Below are 17,760 nucleotides of genomic sequence, written 5' to 3'. Positions count from 1 at the left end.
GATGTGTAATCGGTAAATGTTACAAAAGGAACAGTCCATACTAGCATGAAAAGGTGATTGTCAGTGAAAAAAATCCATTTTATTTTAATATTTTGTTGCATGAGCATTTTAACAGGGTGTATGTATCCAAAAGAAAATATGAAACAAAGTGCTATTCCTTATGAAGATCAGTTGCAAGTTGTACAAAAAGCCATTAATACATATAAGGAGCAAACGGATGGTTTATTACCAATTAAGACGCGTGATATGAGTACGCCGATTTATCAGAAGTATCCAATTGATTTTCAAAAAATTGCTCCAAGGTACATACAAGAGGCGCCAGGGAATGCGTATGAAAGTGGTGGAGTATATCAATATGTATTAATAGATGTTGAAAAAAATCCGACAGTAAAGTTAATTGATGTGAGAATGGCGGAACAAATTCAAGAAGTGGCATTGAAGCTCAGGATGTATCGGGATGAACATCAATATCCACCTTTTAAAAAAGTGATTACAGATGGTGTTTATGAATTAGACTTCAAAAAACTAGGATATAAAGATGTACCACAAGTGACAAGTCCGTACTCAGGAAAAGGTCTCCCTCTTGTAATCAATGAAAAAGGAGAATTGTTTGTTGATTATAGAATCGACTTATATGAAGTGTTGAAAAAAAATGAAGGGCAATTTAAAGAAGGCGAAGATATCCGGAGTATACTATCGAAGGATTCCCCGTTTGTTCCTGCATATTCTTTGCCGTACACAGTAAAAAATGGAGAACCAATTTTTTTAAAATCATAAGTCATGAACCTTTCTTTTAGTGAATAAGTTCTAGAAGAAAGGTTTTTTATGTTATACAACTTGCGATGCAAACAAAAGGTATTTTTAAATAGTCATATGAAATTGGACAAAATTATATGATATATTGTCCGAACTTCTAGAATACCATTATATTATATCAGATATTATAGGCAACGTTAGAGAAGGTATTAGTTGACTATAAACGTGGAATTATTCCCAAAAATATTGAGGGAGGGAATCACTTGGAAAAGGTAGATATTTTTAAAGATATTGCGGAACGCACAGGCGGTGATATTTATTTTGGAGTTGTAGGAGCTGTTCGAACAGGGAAATCAACATTTATTAAAAAGTTTATGGAACTTGTTGTTATTCCCAATATTGAAAATGAGTCAGACCGTCAAAGAGCGCAGGATGAACTGCCTCAAAGTGCTGCTGGTCGTACAATAATGACGACGGAACCGAAGTTTGTTCCAAACCAAGCGGTTTCTATCGAAGTAGATGAAGGTCTTGAAGTGAATATTCGATTAGTAGATTGTGTTGGATATACGGTTCCAGGAGCAAAAGGCTATGAAGATGAGAATGGTCCGCGCATGATTAATACTCCTTGGTATGAAGAGCCTATTCCATTCCATGAAGCTGCAGAAATCGGAACACGTAAAGTAATTCAAGAGCATTCAACAATTGGTGTCGTTATTACAACAGATGGAACAATTGGTGAAATTCCAAGAAGAGATTATATAGAGGCAGAAGAACGCGTTGTAAATGAGTTAAAAGAAGTAGGAAAGCCTTTCATTATGATTATCAATACTGTACAGCCATATCATCCAGATACAGAGCAGTTACGTCAAAGTTTATCAGAAGAATATGATATCCCAGTAATTGCGATGAGTGTAGAGAGTTTAAGAGAAACAGATGTGTATAACGTACTTCGAGAAGCGTTATTCGAGTTCCCAGTTTTAGAAGTGAATGTAAATCTTCCGAGCTGGGTAATGGTGCTAAATGAAGGGCATTGGTTACGCCAAAGTTATCAGGAAGCGGTTCAAGAGACTGTAAAGGATATAAAACGTCTTCGTGATGTGGACCGTGTCGTTTGGCAGTTTAGTCAATATGAATTTATTGATCGAGCAAGTCTAGCTGGCATCGATATGGGGCAAGGTGTGGCAGAGATTGATTTATATGCGCCAGATGAATTGTATGATCAAATTTTAAAAGAAGTAGTAGGAGTAGAGATTCGAGGAAAAGATCATTTATTGAAGCTTATGCTCGATTTATCTTATGCGAAAACAGAGTATGACCAAGTGGCGGATGCCCTGCGGATGGTAAAACAAACCGGATATGGAGTAGCAGCGCCTGCATTAGCTGATATGAGCTTAGATGAACCGGAAATTATTCGTCACGGTTCAAGGTTCGGTGTTAAATTAAAAGCGGTTGCGCCGTCTATTCATATGATAAAAGTGGATGTAGAATCAACATTTGAACCGATTATCGGTACTGAAAAACAAAGTGAAGAACTAGTTCGTTACTTGATGCAAGATTTTGAAGATGACCCGCTATCAATTTGGAATTCTGATATATTTGGTCGCTCTCTTAGTTCTATTGTTAGAGAAGGAATTCAAGCGAAGTTATCTCTAATGCCAGAAAACGCTCGTTATAAGTTAAAAGAAACGCTAGAAAGAATTATTAATGAAGGATCTGGCGGATTAATTGCGATTATATTATAAGAAAAAAATCCCTCTAATTGCAGAGGGATTTTTTTCTTTTTGAGTTCGTAATAGAAAAATAAGCAGCCATTATCTAATATTTTGTTGTAAATTGTCAAGTTTCATCAGAATTTCACATTTTAAGAGTAATAATTTCCTTAAAAATATTGAATTATAAAGGAGAATCGTATAATATAGGCGTTGATAATGATTTATCTACATCTTTGTAGTATAGAATTTGTAAAAATTGCCTACAAATGAAAGTAAGACTCATTTTATGATCATTATACAGTCTTATCTTTGGGAGGAGGTGAATGGCATGAACAAGACAGATTTAATCAATGCTGTTGCAGAAGCAAGTTCCCTTTCTAAAAAGGACGCAACAAAAGCAGTGGACGCTGTTTTTGATTCTATCTTAGAAGCTTTAAAACAAGGTGATAAAGTACAACTAATCGGATTCGGTAACTTCGAAGTTCGTGAGCGTGCGGCTCGTAAAGGTCGTAACCCACAAACAGGTGAGGAGATTGAAATCGCTGCAAGTAAAGTACCTGCATTCAAACCTGGTAAAGCGTTAAAAGATGCGGTTAAATAATCCTTACATATTAACAGGGAAGAAGAGTTTCCTTTTTGGAAACTCTTCTTTTTGCTTTTAAAAACATAAATATGCTAGAATGTGTTCGTATCACTTTTAGGTTTTTCGGGAGGGCTAGCGGATGGCAAAAGTTAATTTAGAACAAATTGAACATGCAGTACGTCTTATTTTAGAGGCAATCGGAGATGACCCAAATCGCGAGGGAGTACTTGATACACCGAAACGTGTTGCGAAAATGTACGCAGAAGTATTCTCAGGGATGCATGAGGATCCGAAAGAGCATTTACACAAAGTATTTGGAGAAGACCACGAAGAGCTTGTACTAGTAAAGGATATACCATTCTATTCGATGTGTGAGCATCATCTTGTTCCGTTTTATGGAGTTGCTCACGTTGCATATATTCCGCAAGGTGGAAAAGTAACAGGGCTAAGTAAATTAGCCCGTACTGTAGACACAATTGCGCGTCGTCCGCAACTACAGGAACGAATTACATCAACAGTAGCTAACTCTATTATGGAAGTACTAGAGCCGCATGGTGTAATGGTAGTAGTAGAAGCAGAGCATATGTGTATGACGATGCGTGGTGTGAAAAAGCCTGGTGCGAAAACAATAACGACTGCGGTGCGCGGCGTGTTAGAAAATGATGCAGCAGCACGTAGTGAAATTTTATCGTTTATTAAGACGAAGTAAAGAAAAGCGGGAAACTGCTTTTCTTTTTTTTATATACAAAAAAATGATATAGTTTTAGTGTTAAAGAGCAAGAATATAAAGGTTGAAAATTACTTCTGCCTTTTGTGGAAATGAATGTTTGTAGTTGTTAGAGACGAAGATAACTCGTATGAATGAAAGGTGAGGGTTTATTCGGGGGTAGTTTGGCAGAAGTAGCCAAGTTTTGATTATAGAAAATAGAATGTATGTGTTATAATAAATTTTATGAATTAGAAAACAAGGGTGATTTTTTGTGTGTGACATCTACGGAGGGTATGCGGGTATTAAAGAGAAATTGATGGAGAAATTACGCCATCCTTATTTTATAAACTATATTGAAGAACCATTTATTGATGAAGAAAAAATAGCGCTGTTATACGGTGCATTAAAAGGTGCAAATATACATAAAGAACAAATTGATCATTATGTAGTAACGATTATGCTTGTACAAATTGCTCTTGATACACATGAAAAAGTATCAAATAAGGCAAACGAAGAGACGAGTGGATTCCATAAGCGTCGTCAATTGACAGTTCTTGCAGGGGATTATTATAGTGGTCTATACTATTACTTATTGTCAATGAATTGTGATATTATCTTAATTCGTGCACTTGCTGAAGGAATTAAGGAGATTAATGAACATAAAATTATGCTATATCAAAAAGCACATGTGGCGATTCAAGACATAATGGAAAGTGTAGTAATAATTGAATCTGCGCTTTTGCAAAAAACATGTGATCATTTTCATTTATCTAATTGGAAACCATATATAACTTATGTGTTAGGAAAAAATCGTCTTCAAAAAGAGTGTCAATTGTATGCTGATAAACAAAATTCACCTGTTTTTCAAGCGGTTCAAAAACTCTCATTGGATGACGATAAAAATCTAGAAACAGTTATTAATGAATGGCTTATGGAAATGAGAAAGCAGGAAGAAAATTTTTTAGAGAATCATACAGAAGTTAATGAGATAATTTCTATGTTAAGAGATAAATCAAGGACATAAGCAACTTTACATTGGAAGAAGGTACGAGCATGCAACAATCAAAAGAAGAAAGAGTACATGACGTATTTGAGAAAATTTCTGATAAATACGATGTGATGAATTCTGTAATTAGTTTTCAAAGGCATAAGGCATGGCGTAAAGAGACGATGCGAATTATGGATGTGAAACCTGGGAGTAAGGCACTTGATGTATGCTGCGGGACGGCAGATTGGACAATTGCACTAGCGGGAGCTGTAGGTGAAGATGGGAAGGTTTACGGTTTAGACTTTAGCGAAAATATGCTAGCTGTCGGTAAACAAAAGGTAGAAGCTTTAGAATTAAAGCAAGTAGAACTTATGCATGGAAATGCAATGGAACTTCCTTATGAAGATAATACGTTTGATTATGTAACGATTGGTTTTGGGTTACGTAACGTTCCGGATTACATGCAAGTATTAAAAGAAATGACGCGTGTAGTAAAGCCTGGTGGAAAAGTAATTTGCCTGGAAACATCCCAACCAACGATGATAGGTTTTCGTCAAGGATATGTCTTATACTTTAAATATATCATGCCGTTATTTGGAAAGATGTTTGCGAAAAGTTATAAAGAATATTCATGGCTTCAGGAATCTGCTAGTACATTCCCAGGGATGAAAGAGTTAGCAAGTATGTTTGAAGAAGCTGGGCTTAAGAATGTGCAAGTGAAACCATTTACTTTTGGTGTAGCAGCTATGCATTTAGGTATTAAACCAGAATCAAAATAGAAAAAAGACGTTTTAGGTTAAGGTGAACAATATGAAGTTACAACTTATGTACTCTTTTTTACGATCGGATATTAATGTTATAGAAAAAGAATTGAAGAAGACAGTTGCTTCTGAGCAGCCGTTAGTAGAAGAAGCGGCATTACAGCTTATTGAAGCAGGTGGGAAGCGGATTCGCCCTGTTTTTGTTTTGCTTGCAGGGAAATTTGGGGATTATAAGTTAGATGCAATTAAGCATGTTGCGGTTGCATTAGAACTTATTCATATGGCTTCGCTTGTTCACGATGATGTCATTGATGCTGCGTTTTTACGACGCGGTAGCGCAACAGTGAATGCGAAATGGGGAGATCGTATTGCAATGTATACAGGAGACTACTTGTTTGCAAAGTCTCTTGAATGTATAACAAACATAGAAATTCCAGATGCACATCAAGCGTTGTCTCATACAATTTTAGAAGTTTGTAAAGGTGAAATCGAACAAATTAAAGATAAGTATAACTATGATCAAAATTTAAGAACGTATTTAAGAAGAATAAAACGAAAAACAGCATTGTTAATCGCCGCGAGTTGTCAGTTGGGAGCGATTGCTGCTGGTGCTAATCGTGATACTGTAAATCGTCTATTTTGGTATGGATATTTTGTTGGTATGTCTTATCAAATTATTGATGATATTTTAGATTTCGTATCGACAGAAGAGAAGCTTGGAAAGCCTGCTGGTGGTGATTTATTACAAGGTAACATTACATTACCTGTTTTGTATGCTATGGAAGATCCAGTTCTTCGTCAGAAAATTACATCTGTGCATGAAAATACAACAGCAAGTGAAATGAAAGAAATTATTGATGATATTAAAGCGAGCGAAGCTATTGATAAAGCATTTTCGTTTAGTGAACGTTATTTACATAAAGCATTAGAAATAATAAAACCACTCCCTCGTGGACAGGCGAAGTACGCGTTGCAAAATGTTGCAAAGTATATTGGAAAACGAAAATTTTAGTGATTTTTCTAAAAAATAAAATAATCTCTCTATTTCAAAACTATTGCGCAATTGTGATAAGGGTGTTACTATGTGTGTGGGGATATACAATTACATACATAATTCAGAAGTGGAGAGATTTTTTATGGAAAAAACATTTCTAATGGTAAAACCAGACGGTGTACAACGTGCCTTCATTGGGGAAATCGTAGCTCGTTTTGAGAAAAAGGGCTTTCAATTAGTTGGTGCAAAATTAATGCAAGTTACTCCAGAAATTGCTGAACAACACTACGGTGAGCATAAAGAAAGACCTTTCTTTGGTGAATTAGTAGACTTTATTACATCGGGCCCTGTATTCGCAATGGTATGGCAAGGTGAAAATGTAGTAGATACAGCACGCAATATGATGGGTAAAACACGCCCACATGAAGCTGATATGGGAACAATTCGTGGAGATTTCGGTGTAACTGTTGGGAAAAACATTATCCACGGTTCGGATTCTTTAGAAAGTGCAGAGCGCGAGATTGCTATTTTCTTTAAGGAAGAAGAATTAGTAGACTACTCAAAATTAATGAATCAATGGATTTACTAATTATTTTGAAATAATTTGTAAACGCTTTAATAACTGTGATAATAGTAAAAAGTGCAAGAAGAATAGGGGTATTCTTCTTGCACTTTTTTTTATTTCGATCAGTTACGAAGTTAGGACTGTTATGATATATTGGTATGTAAAGTAAAAGGTCTACTATTATGAAAATAATAGAATAATTACAAGTAGGGAAAGCAAATACTCGATTTACTATATAATTTCTTTGTATTTTAAAGAGTGATGGAAGATAATATAGCTACTTTATGTAGCGGGATAAATACATATGCGAAAAGAGGAATAACGTATGCGATATATTACAGCTGGTGAATCCCACGGTCCGCAACTTACGACAATTTTAGAAGGTGTTCCGGCAGGATTATCTTTAGTAGCGAATGATATAAATGAAGAATTAGCTAGAAGACAAAAAGGATATGGACGCGGTAGACGCATGCAAATTGAGAAAGACCAAGTGCAAATTGTAAGTGGTGTTAGGCATGGGAAGACGATGGGGTCCCCAATTGCACTTGTTGTTGAAAATCGTGATTTTACACATTGGACAAAGGTTATGGGTGCAGAGCCGTTAACTGAGCAGGAAGAGAAAGAAATGAAAAGGCAAGTTACGAAACCTAGACCTGGACACGCAGATTTAAATGGTGCGATTAAATATGGTCATAGAGATATGAGGAATGTATTAGAGCGTTCTTCCGCACGTGAAACGACAGTTCGTGTTGCAGCTGGTGCAGTTGCAAAAAAAATATTAGCGGAATTAGGTATACAAGTAGCGGGACATGTTGTCGAGATTGGTGGTGTACAGGTAGAAAAGATTAAATATAACTCTATTGCGGAATTACAAAGTACTACAGAAGCATCTCCTGTACGTTGTTTAGATGAAAAGGCCGGCAAAAAGATGATGCAAGCAATTGATGATGCGAAGGCAAATGGTGATTCTATCGGCGGTATTGTTGAAGTAATTGTAGAAGGAATGCCAATCGGAGTAGGTAGCTATGTACATTATGATAGAAAATTAGATGCAAAATTAGCAGCGGCAATTATGAGCATTAACGCTTTTAAAGGTGTTGAAATTGGAATTGGTTTTGAAGCAGCACATAGACCCGGAAGTGAAGTACATGATGAAATCCTTTGGGATGAAGTGCAAGGATACAGAAGAAAAACAAACAATGCAGGTGGATTAGAAGGTGGCATGACAACTGGTATGCCGGTTGTTGTGCGCGGTGTTATGAAACCGATACCGACATTATATAAACCGCTTCAAAGTGTTGATATTGATACGAAAGAACCTTTTACAGCGAGTATTGAACGTTCAGATAGTTGTGCAGTGCCAGCAGCTAGCGTTGTGGCTGAAGCTGTTGTGGCTTGGGAGCTCGCAACAGCTTTAATTGAACAATTTGGATTAGATCGTATCGATCTTATACGTGAAAATATTGAGAAACATAATGAATATGCGAGGGGATTTTAATGGAGAACATACATATTCAAACGAAATCAAAAGAATATGATGTACATGTTGGAAGGGAGGCGTTGTTACATTTAACAGCGCTTATTCAAAAAATGAATCCTGCGGTATCTAACATAATGATTATTTCTGATGAAGCTGTTGCATCACTGCATTTACAGACAGTTGTTGATGCATTGCAAGTAGAGCAAAAAGTGTTTTCGTTTGTTGTACCGAGTGGCGAAAAAGAGAAGTCTTTTGAAAATTTCTATGAGGCTCACACTGCGGCTCTTGAAAATAAATTAGATAGAAATTCTTTAATCATCGCACTTGGAGGGGGAATGATTGGAGATTTGGCTGGATTTGTTGCCGCGTCGTTTATGCGTGGTATTCGCTTTGTCCAAGTTCCAACGACTTTATTAGCTCACGATAGCGCAGTAGGCGGGAAAGTAGCAATTAACCATCCACTAGGAAAAAATATGATTGGAGCGTTTCATCAGCCAGAAGCTGTTGTATATCATACGCCATTTTTACATTCACTTCCTGAAAAAGAGTGGCGATCAGGTTATGCAGAAGTGATAAAGCATGCTCTCATTGGTGATGTAGAGCTATATCATTGGTTAAAAGAAGAAGTGCAAACATTAACGGATCTTCGTGATGAAAAGTTAATTCATATATTAACGAAGGCGATTCCTGTGAAAGCGAACATTGTGTCGCAAGACGAAACAGAAAAGGGTGTACGTGCCCATTTGAATTTTGGGCATACGTTAGGACATGCTCTTGAAAAAGAGTTAGGATATGGAAATATTACTCACGGTGATGGAGTAGCGGTTGGCATGCTATTTGCCATGTTTTTAAGCGAGCAAGTGTACAAAATCGATCTTTCTTATGAAGAAATGAAGCAGTGGTTCTTGAAATACGGTTATCCAAAAATGCCAAGCGACTTGAATGTAGAACGTCTCGTTCAGTTGATGAAGCAAGATAAAAAAGCAAATGCTGGAACAATTCATATGGTGCTTATGCAGGAATATGGGGGAGTGAATGTCGTATCTATTTCAGATGAGACTGTTCATATTGCGTTAGAAGCATTTCAAAAGGATATGGTCTAAAAAAGTTGGTAGAACAGGTATGAAATGCATATTTAAAGGTATTCTCGTAATGGTGGCGGTTATGATTAAAGATGACAGTAAGACATTATAAATCATATCAATGACTGGGGGAAGAAAAGTGAGAGTAAAAGAGCAATTGTTAACTTTGAGAGCATATGTACCTGGGAAAAATATTGAAGAAGTAAAAAGAGAATATGGATTGTCAAAAATTGTGAAGTTAGCATCGAATGAAAATCCGTTTGGCTGCTCTGCGCGTGTGACAGAAGCATTAACTTCGTTAGCCAATCAATATGCACTCTACCCGGACGGGGCGGCTTTTGAGCTTCGTGAGAAAGTAGCAGAGCATTTAAGTGTAAAAGCGGAACAACTTTTATTTGGTAGTGGGTTAGATGAAGTCATTCAAATGATTAGTCGCGCTTTGCTACATAACGGAACAAATGTTGTAATGGCGAATCCTACGTTCTCACAATATTATCATCATGCTGTTATTGAAGGAGCGGAAGTTCGGGAAGTACCACTTGAAAATGGTATTCACAATTTAGATGCAATGTTACAGCAAGTAGATGAGAAAACGAAGATTGTATGGATTTGTAATCCGAATAATCCGACAGGTACATATGTAGAAAAACAAAAATTACTTTCATTTTTAGAATCAATTCCAAAGTCAGCGCTCGTTATTATGGACGAAGCATATTATGAATATGCTGGGGCAGAAGATTATCCGCAAACATTACCCCTTCTTGAAAAGTACGAAAATCTTATGGTGCTACGCACATTCTCAAAAGCATATGGATTAGCTGCTTTTCGTATTGGATATGCGATTGGGGATGCAAAGCTTATTGGGCAGTTAGAGGTAGCAAGACTACCATTTAACACATCAACTATCGCCCAAGCGGTAGCAGTAGCGGCAATAGAGGATCAACAGTTTTTACAAGAGTGTGTGAAGAAAAATGCCGAAGGATTAAATCAATATTATGCATTTTGTAAGGAATATAACGTATTCTACTATCCATCTCAAACGAATTTCATTTTCTTGAAACTCGGTATACCTGGTAATGAAGCTTTCGAACGATTAATGAAAAAAGGATACATCGTTCGTTCTGGTGCAGCATTTGGTATGCATGATGGTATTCGTATTACTGTTGGATTAAAAGAAGAAAATGATGAGATTATTGAATTACTTACGGAACTTGTAAAAGAACAAGTGAAGAAAGAAGAAACGTATTCTTAAGAAATGGTGAAGGCTCCTGTTATAGGAGTCTTTTTCATTTGAACTGCAATAAGGGGAGTTGTTTGCACGTTCAAGAAAGAAAACGTTACAATAGAAGTAGACGTATAAGAAGAACCATTGTACATATAACTTATTTAAAATGTGAGGAGGATACAGTTTGAAACTAGTAGGACGAAAAAATAGTTTGAATGGGAAAATTGTTGTTCCAGGAGATAAATCTATTTCGCATCGCTCTGTTATGTTTGGAGCGATAGCGGAAGGGACGACGAAAGTATCAAATTTTTTATTGGGCGAAGATTGTTTAAGTACAATTGCATGTTTTCAAAAACTAGGTGTCCAGATTGAACAGAGTAGTAACGATGTCACGATTTACGGTAAAGGATTAGCAAATTTACAAGAACCGAAAGAAGTATTAGATGTGGGGAATTCAGGGACGACTATTCGTCTTATGCTTGGAATTTTAGCAAATACGCCGTTCCATAGTACGATAATTGGAGATGCATCAATTGGAAAACGTCCTATGAAACGTGTTACAGACCCGCTTAGTAAGATGAATGCTCAAATTGATGGTAGAGAAAACGGACAATATACACCTTTATCTATTCGCGGTGGTAAGGTAAAAGGTATGCATTACGATTCACCAGTAGCGAGTGCACAAGTGAAGTCAGCGGTTTTACTTGCGGGTTTGCAAGGGGAAGGCATAACTACGGTAACAGAGCCTATGCAATCTCGTGATCATACGGAAAGAATGTTACGTGCATTTGGTTGTACCGTAGATGTTAATGGACGGACCGTTTCATTACAAGGCGGACAACAACTTAAAGGTGCAGACATAGAAGTTCCAGGAGATGTTTCTTCGGCGGCATTTTTCTTAGTAGCTGGTGCAATTGTCCAAAATAGTAAGCTTGTATTGGAAAACGTTGGTTTAAATCCGACGAGAACAGGGATTTTAGATGTATTAACAAAGATGGGTGCACTTATTTCTATCAATCATATTAGAAATGAAGAGTTTGAGCCGTGCGGAGATATTACGATTGAAACATCTAAACTAAAAGGAATAGAAATTGGTGGAACTCTTATTCCAAGATTAATTGATGAAATTCCTGTAATTGCTTTATTGGCAACGCAGGCAGAAGGAATTACTGTTATTAAAAACGCTGAGGAGTTAAAAGTAAAAGAAACAAACCGTATCGATACGGTTGTAGATGAATTAGGCAAATTAGGTGCGAAGATTGAAGCTACACCAGATGGTATGATTATATATGGTAAACAAAGTTTAAAAGGAAATACTGTTAATAGTCACGGCGATCATCGTATTGGGATGATGCTTGCAATCGCATCGTGTATTATAGATGGAGAAGTGAAAATAGAGAATAGTGATGCGGTCGCTGTATCGTATCCGAAATTTTTCGAACAATTAGCTGCGCTATAAGAGCAAGTATAGGAAGAGGCAGTTCACTCAAAAGGTTGCGTTCTTACACCTAGTTGCTTATGATAAATGAACAGAAGAGAATATTTTTTGAATTAAAGGAGACGTTTATGCAAAAGTTTGAACAAGCTGTTTCTTATATTGAAAACGGTGAAGCAGAAAAAGGATTACAATTATTAAAAGAACAACTACGAATTGCTAATGATGAAGAGAAGTATGATATCGCTCGTTACTATCATACACTTGGGTTTATGGATGAGGCTTTAGCAATTATTGATGATTTACGCTTGTTATATCCAGAAGAAAGTGAATTTACATTATTTTTAGCAGAGTTATATATTGATTTAGATAAAGAAGATGAAGCGATTGAAGTGCTTCATGATATTCCAGAAAATGATGATCTATATGTTCAATCGCTATTACTTGTTGCAGATTTATTCCAAATGCAAGGTTTTGATGATGTAGCAGAACAAAAACTATTAAAGGCGAAAGAAATGATGCCAGACGAACCTGTTATTACGTTTGGATTAGCAGAATTATATAGTAGTAAAGGTGAAGAGAAAAAGGCGATCACTTATTATGAATCGTTACTAGCAGACCATAAAGTTATGGGCGGTGTTGTCATTGCGCTTCGTCTAGCAGAAACTTTAAGTGCTATTGGAAACTGGGAAGAGGCAATCTCTTACTATGAGGCGGGGTTAGAAGAGCAAAAAGATATTCACTCACTATTTGGATATGCCTTCACATTATACCAAGGGGAAGAATATCAAAGAGCAATTGGTGCTTGGCAAGAATTAAAAGAATTAGATCCTGAGTACGCATCGTTATACATGTATTTAGCGAAAAGCTATGAAAAAGAAGGCATGCTTCAAGAAAGCTATGAAACACTTCAAGAAGGAATTAAAGTAGATGAGCTTTCTGTTCCTTTCTATGTAGAATTAGCGAATATTGCGGCGAAATTAGGTAAAATAGCGGAGGCAGAAGAAGTGCTTAAAAAAGCGCTGGAGCTAGATCCGGGACATTTAGGTGCGACATTAAAATATGCGTATATATTAAAAGGACAAGAGAAATACGAAGAGTTAATTGCAGTTGTAGAGCGTACAATTGACAGTGGAGAACCAGATACACAACTACTTTGGGATCTTGCATTTGCAAAAAAACAATTAGAAATGTATTCGGATGCATTAAAACACTATGAAAGTGCATATACTTCTTTTAAGAATCATCCAGATTTCTTGGAAGAGTACGGTTATTTCTTATTAGAAGAAGGAATGCGAAAAGAGGCGAAAGAAGTATTTACGCAGTTAATACAACTAGACCCGACACAAATTCATATTGAAGAATTGTTATATAATTTAGAGGATTTTTCGTAAGTTGGAAGGAAACTGAATGCCGCTTCTTGAATCTAAAAAGAAAAGAGAAAGACAGAGGAGGGACTTAATCGCTATGAATACCCCTGTTTCTGTAAACGAGAAGAAGGATTTTGTAAAATGGTTTTTGAATAATTACCAACTGAAACAGCGTGAATGTGTATGGATTTTGAATTATTTAATGAGTCACGATCAATTAATGCATAAAGTCCACTTCGTAGAACATGCAAAATATTGTCCGCGTGGCTTAGTAATGTCAGCGAATTGTGTGAAAGACACACCGTTTCACTTTTTTAAACAAAATGTAATGACAACAGATGCAGAAAAGTCGTTTCATGATATTCGTTTGAATCGAGATGAGGATATTTATATTCAGCTTAATTTTAAATCATCGTTTCAAAATGCAAACTATGTAGCTGTATTAGAAGAAAATCCATATTTACCAAAGCATATTGAAGTGAATGAAAAAGATCGATTGCTTGCAGAACGATTTTTAGAAGAAAGTGTATTCTCATTTAGAAGAGAGCGTCTTTTGAAACAAATTGATGAAGCTTTGGATAAGCAAGATAAGGAAGCATTTCATAGGTTAACAGCAGAGTTGAAAATTTTATAGAATTCATTTTGATTATGTAATCTTTACGAATTTCAGACTTTTTAAGAAAAACTACTTAATAATAGGTAGTTTTTCTTTTTTTACCTCTTTTAGTATGGTTTAATATATATAAAGTGAAAGTTCTGTCATTTAAGGTGAAGGAGGGGAGAAAAGGTGAAATGGATTGTAAAAGATGTGGAACAGTTTGAGCAAGCGAGGGAGTATGTAGATACAGGGATTATCCCCCTTTTGTCTATTTCGGCAGCAAAAGAAATGAAAATGGTTGTAGAGCAAGGTGAATTTATTGAGGCTTTGAGTATGGAGTTGGAAAGGGAGTATAAAGGAAGAGTGCTTTTACTGCCCGCATTTACGTATTTGGTAGAGAGCCAAAAGAATGAAAAAGACCGTTTGCAAGAATGGACAGATCATTTGCAAAGGCAAGGTTTTAAGCATATTGCCTATGTGACAAGTGATTTTTCATGGAAAGAAGATATGCAAGAGTTTCAGGGTGATTTATTTTGGTTTCCATCGTTATCATTAGAGCAATTTAGTGATCAAGCGAAAAGGGAAGTTATTCGTGCTCACATAAAAAATATTATGGTAATGTTGGAAGAAAGATGGATAAGATAACAATAAACAGAAAGTTCTTATTATTATGAGTAGTATGATATTGACCTATACAAGAGGGTATTATATCATGATAGTGTCCTAGTATTTATTTTTTATATAATTTTTTCACGAGGGGACAATTTCTGATAGAGGGGGGAAATTTTCGTGAGCGAGAAAGAACATCGTGTGTCAAGAAGACAGTTTTTAAATTACACACTTACAGGGGTAGGAGGCTTTATGGCGGCGGGTATTTTAATGCCGATGACGCGGTTTGCGCTTGATCCGGTGTTAAGAAAAGAAGCGGGAACAGATATGGTTGCTGTTGGACAAGTAAAGGATATTACAACAGAGCCGAAGCGATTCGATTTTAAGGTGAAGCAGGTTGACGGATGGTACAAGTCTGAAGAGCCAAAATCTGCTTGGGTGCATAAAGATGAAAGCGGAGACATTGTTGCGTTTTCTCCAGTGTGTAAACATTTAGGTTGCACAGTGAACTGGAATTCGGACAAAGCACATCCTAATCAATTCTTTTGCCCATGTCACGGGGGACGTTACACAAAAGATGGGATGAACATTAAAGGCACACCGCCTCTTGCTCCACTTGACGTATACGAATCCAAAGTAAAAGATGGAACACTTTATTTAGGAAAAGCGAAGCCGAAAGGGGGTGCAAAGTAGATGCTAAATAAAATTTATGATTGGGTGGACGAACGTTTAGATATTACACCGATATGGCGTGATATCGCTGATCATGAAGTACCTGAGCATGTTAACCCAGCGCATCACTTTTCTGCATTCGTCTACTGCTTCGGAGGACTTACCTTTTTCGTTACTGTAATTCAAATTTTGTCTGGAATGTTTTTAACAATGTATTATGTGCCTGATATTAAAAATGCTTGGGAGTCGGTTTACTATTTACAAAATGAAGTTGCGTATGGACAAATTGTTCGTGGTATGCACCACTGGGGTGCCAGTCTCGTAATTGTAATGATGTTTTTACATACACTCAGAGTTTTCTTCCAGGGTGCGTATAAAAAGCCTCGTGAGTTAAACTGGGTTGTTGGTGTTCTTATTTTCTTTGTTATGTTAGGTCTTGGTTTTACCGGATATTTATTACCGTGGGATATGAAAGCTTTATTTGCTACGAAAGTAGGGATTCAAATCGCAGAGCAAACGCCGCTCATTGGTCCTTATATTAAAACATTACTCGCTGGTCATTCTGAAATTGTTGGCGCTCAAACATTAACTCGCTTCTTTGCTATTCACGTCTTCTTCTTACCAGCAGCACTTCTAGGTTTAATGGCCTTCCACTTCATCATGATTCGCAAACAAGGTATTTCCGGTCCGCTATAAGAGATTGCTAAATTAAAGGGGAAAGAACAAAAGGAGGGAGATTATGCATCGCGGCAAAGGGATGAAGTTTGTAGGAGATTCTCGGGTACCGGTAGCTCGGAACCCAAATATTCCAAAAGATTATTCTGAATATCCAGGGAAAACAGAAGCGTTTTGGCCGAATTTCTTGTTAAAAGAATGGATGGTTGGTGCAGTTTTTTTAATCGGTTATTTATGTTTAACAGTGGCGCATCCGTCACCGCTTGAGAGAATGGCGGATCCTACAGATGCAGGATATATACCACTTCCAGATTGGTATTTCTTATTCTTGTATCAGTTATTAAAGTATTCGTATGCTTCAGGCTCATTTACTGTAATTGGTGCGTTTATTATGCCGGGGATTGCGTTTGGAGCGTTACTATTAGCTCCGTTTCTAGATCGAGGCCCAGAAAGAGCGCCATTGAAGCGTCCTGTAGCAACAGGGTTTATGCTTTTAGCAATTGCATCGATTATCTTTTTAACTTGGGAATCTGTAGCACACCACGACTGGGACGCTGCAAAAAAACAAGGAGCAATTGTAAAAACAGCACCAGTTGATAAAAATGATGACGGCTACAAGTTAATGCAAAAAAATACTTGTTTAACGTGTCATGGTGACAATTTACAGGGCGGGGCGGCAGCACCGGCTTTGCAAAACTTAACTTTAAAACCAGAAGAAATCGCTAAAATTGCGAAAGATGGAAAAGGTTCAATGCCTAAAGGGGTATTTAAAGGTACAGATGAGGAACTGAAAAAGCTTTCGGAATTCGTTGCAAAGTATAATAAAAAATAATAGAAAAGCTGACTACAAAATCTGTAGTCAGCTTTTTATTTTGATGAAGGAAAGTTTGCTATATAATAGAGTAGAGTTCGATGAAAGAATTACTTTGTTTGAAAGGTGTTGGACATACAGCTTGGTTTACTTGTATGCAATGTTAAGGCAACGTTCGGTACTATTATTTTTATTGGTTGTTAACATATTAGGTACAATTTACGGATTCATATGGTATGGAAATCAATTAAAAGAAACCTCACCTATATTTTGGCCGTTTGTACCAGATAGCCCTATGGCGAGTCTCTTTTTTGTCTTTGTTTTAATTGCTTTTTTGATGAAGAAGAACTGGGGGTTAATAGAAGCGTTAGCGATAGTTACTTTAATAAAATATGGTGTTTGGGCTGTTGTTGTAAATGCAATTATGATTTATGTAAAAGGTCCTATCGGCCTTATGGGATATATGTTAATGCTATCTCATTTTGCGATGGCAGTGCAGGGAATGTTATATGCTCCGTTTTATCGGATAAAAAAATGGCACTTCACTGTAGCTGGCATATGGACATTACATAATGATGCAATTGATTATTTATTTTGGCAAATGCCGAGATACGGGATTATGCATTTGTTTGTAGAGAAAATTGGTTATTTTACGTTTTGGTTAAGTATTGCTGTACTGTGTATTACATATTATTATTGCTTACGTGAGAACCGAAAACAGTTTTCTTTATGATG

At 36.6% G+C, this 17,760-nt stretch carries 19 protein-coding genes; all 19 read left to right on the top strand.

Translation table 11 applies throughout. The features are described 5' to 3' along the window. Positions 1 to 63 precede the first annotated feature (63 nt). The 19 genes from ACE38F_RS20370 to lhaT all read left to right on the top strand — a co-directional run bounded on the left by ACE38F_RS20370 (position 64) and on the right by lhaT (position 17,758). Positions 64 to 777 carry a hypothetical protein gene (locus tag ACE38F_RS20370; protein ID WP_341307252.1) on the top strand — a complete coding sequence of 238 codons (714 nt, stop codon included), beginning with the start codon at positions 64 to 66 and terminating at the stop codon, positions 775 to 777. A gap of 242 nt (positions 778 to 1,019) precedes the next feature. Next, on the top strand, positions 1,020 to 2,498 hold the full coding sequence (spoIVA, locus tag ACE38F_RS20365; protein ID WP_215555772.1) for a stage IV sporulation protein A: 1,479 nt from the start codon (positions 1,020 to 1,022) through the stop codon (positions 2,496 to 2,498). Between the two features lie 298 nt (positions 2,499 to 2,796). After that, positions 2,797 to 3,069: an HU family DNA-binding protein gene (locus tag ACE38F_RS20360; protein ID WP_001043860.1), complete on the top strand. Its 273-nt coding sequence runs from the start codon at positions 2,797 to 2,799 to the stop codon at positions 3,067 to 3,069. A 121-nt stretch (positions 3,070 to 3,190) separates the two neighbouring features. Next, on the top strand, positions 3,191 to 3,760 hold the full coding sequence (folE, locus tag ACE38F_RS20355; RefSeq protein WP_001151479.1) for a GTP cyclohydrolase I FolE: 570 nt from the start codon (positions 3,191 to 3,193) through the stop codon (positions 3,758 to 3,760). 271 nt (positions 3,761 to 4,031) lie between these two features. After that, positions 4,032 to 4,784, top strand: coding sequence for a heptaprenyl diphosphate synthase component 1 (locus ACE38F_RS20350; RefSeq protein ID WP_341307250.1), 753 nt, complete (start codon positions 4,032 to 4,034; stop codon positions 4,782 to 4,784). 29 nt (positions 4,785 to 4,813) lie between these two features. Continuing rightward, positions 4,814 to 5,527, top strand: a complete 714-nt coding sequence (menG, locus tag ACE38F_RS20345; protein ID WP_215555774.1) for a 2-heptaprenyl-1,4-naphthoquinone methyltransferase — start codon at positions 4,814 to 4,816, stop codon at positions 5,525 to 5,527. A 31-nt stretch (positions 5,528 to 5,558) separates the two neighbouring features. Then, entirely contained in the window at positions 5,559 to 6,521 is a 963-nt protein-coding gene (gene hepT / locus ACE38F_RS20340; protein WP_002011823.1) for a heptaprenyl diphosphate synthase component II, read from the top strand. Positions 6,522 to 6,645: 124 nt separating this feature from the next. Then, positions 6,646 to 7,092 (top strand): nucleoside-diphosphate kinase, encoded by a 447-nt coding sequence (gene ndk / locus ACE38F_RS20335; protein ID WP_375369786.1) that lies wholly within the window; start codon positions 6,646 to 6,648, stop codon positions 7,090 to 7,092. 301 nt (positions 7,093 to 7,393) lie between these two features. Then, entirely contained in the window at positions 7,394 to 8,566 is a 1,173-nt protein-coding gene (gene aroC, locus ACE38F_RS20330) for a chorismate synthase (RefSeq protein WP_215555775.1), read from the top strand. Further along, on the top strand, positions 8,566 to 9,651 hold the full coding sequence (gene aroB, locus ACE38F_RS20325) for a 3-dehydroquinate synthase (protein ID WP_375369785.1): 1,086 nt from the start codon (positions 8,566 to 8,568) through the stop codon (positions 9,649 to 9,651). Before aroC ends, aroB begins: the two co-directional genes overlap by 1 nt. 118 nt (positions 9,652 to 9,769) lie before the next feature. After that, positions 9,770 to 10,882, top strand: coding sequence for a histidinol-phosphate transaminase (gene hisC / locus ACE38F_RS20320; protein ID WP_215555777.1), 1,113 nt, complete (start codon positions 9,770 to 9,772; stop codon positions 10,880 to 10,882). Between the two features lie 157 nt (positions 10,883 to 11,039). Beyond that, the gene (aroA, locus tag ACE38F_RS20315; RefSeq protein WP_375369784.1) at positions 11,040 to 12,314 is read left to right on the top strand and encodes a 3-phosphoshikimate 1-carboxyvinyltransferase; all 1,275 of its coding nucleotides are present in this window, start codon (positions 11,040 to 11,042) and stop codon (positions 12,312 to 12,314) included. A gap of 107 nt (positions 12,315 to 12,421) precedes the next feature. Beyond that, entirely contained in the window at positions 12,422 to 13,684 is a 1,263-nt protein-coding gene (locus ACE38F_RS20310) for a tetratricopeptide repeat protein (protein ID WP_375369783.1), read from the top strand. A gap of 73 nt (positions 13,685 to 13,757) precedes the next feature. Further along, complete coding sequence (locus ACE38F_RS20305; RefSeq protein WP_002086615.1) at positions 13,758 to 14,294, top strand: ReoY family proteolytic degradation factor; 537 nt, start codon at positions 13,758 to 13,760, stop codon at positions 14,292 to 14,294. A 153-nt stretch (positions 14,295 to 14,447) separates the two neighbouring features. Continuing rightward, a complete protein-coding gene (locus ACE38F_RS20300) occupies positions 14,448 to 14,903 on the top strand; it encodes a YpiF family protein (protein ID WP_375369782.1) in 456 nt (151 codons plus the stop codon). 144 nt (positions 14,904 to 15,047) lie between these two features. Next, complete coding sequence (qcrA, locus tag ACE38F_RS20295) at positions 15,048 to 15,560, top strand: menaquinol-cytochrome c reductase iron-sulfur subunit (protein ID WP_002158584.1); 513 nt, start codon at positions 15,048 to 15,050, stop codon at positions 15,558 to 15,560. Next, on the top strand, positions 15,561 to 16,235 hold the full coding sequence (gene qcrB, locus ACE38F_RS20290) for a menaquinol-cytochrome c reductase cytochrome b subunit (protein ID WP_215555781.1): 675 nt from the start codon (positions 15,561 to 15,563) through the stop codon (positions 16,233 to 16,235). A gap of 43 nt (positions 16,236 to 16,278) precedes the next feature. Then, positions 16,279 to 17,046: a menaquinol-cytochrome c reductase cytochrome b/c subunit gene (gene qcrC / locus ACE38F_RS20285; RefSeq protein WP_215555782.1), complete on the top strand. Its 768-nt coding sequence runs from the start codon at positions 16,279 to 16,281 to the stop codon at positions 17,044 to 17,046. Between the two features lie 121 nt (positions 17,047 to 17,167). Beyond that, positions 17,168 to 17,758: a lipoprotein heptaprenylglyceryl N-acetyltransferase LhaT gene (gene lhaT, locus ACE38F_RS20280; RefSeq protein ID WP_375369781.1), complete on the top strand. Its 591-nt coding sequence runs from the start codon at positions 17,168 to 17,170 to the stop codon at positions 17,756 to 17,758. The last annotated feature ends 2 nt before the right edge of the window (positions 17,759 to 17,760 follow it).

It is taken from the genome of Bacillus altaicus, from assembly GCF_042136375.2.
Classification (GTDB): domain Bacteria; phylum Bacillota; class Bacilli; order Bacillales; family Bacillaceae_G; genus Bacillus_A; species Bacillus_A cereus_U.
The sequence above is the reverse complement of the archived record's forward strand: the minus strand, read 5'-3'. Positions and strand labels throughout refer to the sequence as shown.

Coding starts and splice junctions, on each gene's coding strand:
- ACE38F_RS20360 (WP_001043860.1), top strand. CDS start 2,797: ATGAACAAGACAGATTTAATCAATGCTGTTGCAGAAGCAAGTTCCCTT.
- folE (WP_001151479.1), top strand. CDS start 3,191: ATGGCAAAAGTTAATTTAGAACAAATTGAACATGCAGTACGTCTTATT.
- menG (WP_215555774.1), top strand. CDS start 4,814: ATGCAACAATCAAAAGAAGAAAGAGTACATGACGTATTTGAGAAAATT.
- hepT (WP_002011823.1), top strand. CDS start 5,559: ATGAAGTTACAACTTATGTACTCTTTTTTACGATCGGATATTAATGTT.
- ndk (WP_375369786.1), top strand. CDS start 6,646: ATGGAAAAAACATTTCTAATGGTAAAACCAGACGGTGTACAACGTGCC.
- aroC (WP_215555775.1), top strand. CDS start 7,394: ATGCGATATATTACAGCTGGTGAATCCCACGGTCCGCAACTTACGACA.
- aroB (WP_375369785.1), top strand. CDS start 8,566: ATGGAGAACATACATATTCAAACGAAATCAAAAGAATATGATGTACAT.
- ACE38F_RS20310 (WP_375369783.1), top strand. CDS start 12,422: ATGCAAAAGTTTGAACAAGCTGTTTCTTATATTGAAAACGGTGAAGCA.
- ACE38F_RS20305 (WP_002086615.1), top strand. CDS start 13,758: ATGAATACCCCTGTTTCTGTAAACGAGAAGAAGGATTTTGTAAAATGG.
- qcrB (WP_215555781.1), top strand. CDS start 15,561: ATGCTAAATAAAATTTATGATTGGGTGGACGAACGTTTAGATATTACA.
- qcrC (WP_215555782.1), top strand. CDS start 16,279: ATGCATCGCGGCAAAGGGATGAAGTTTGTAGGAGATTCTCGGGTACCG.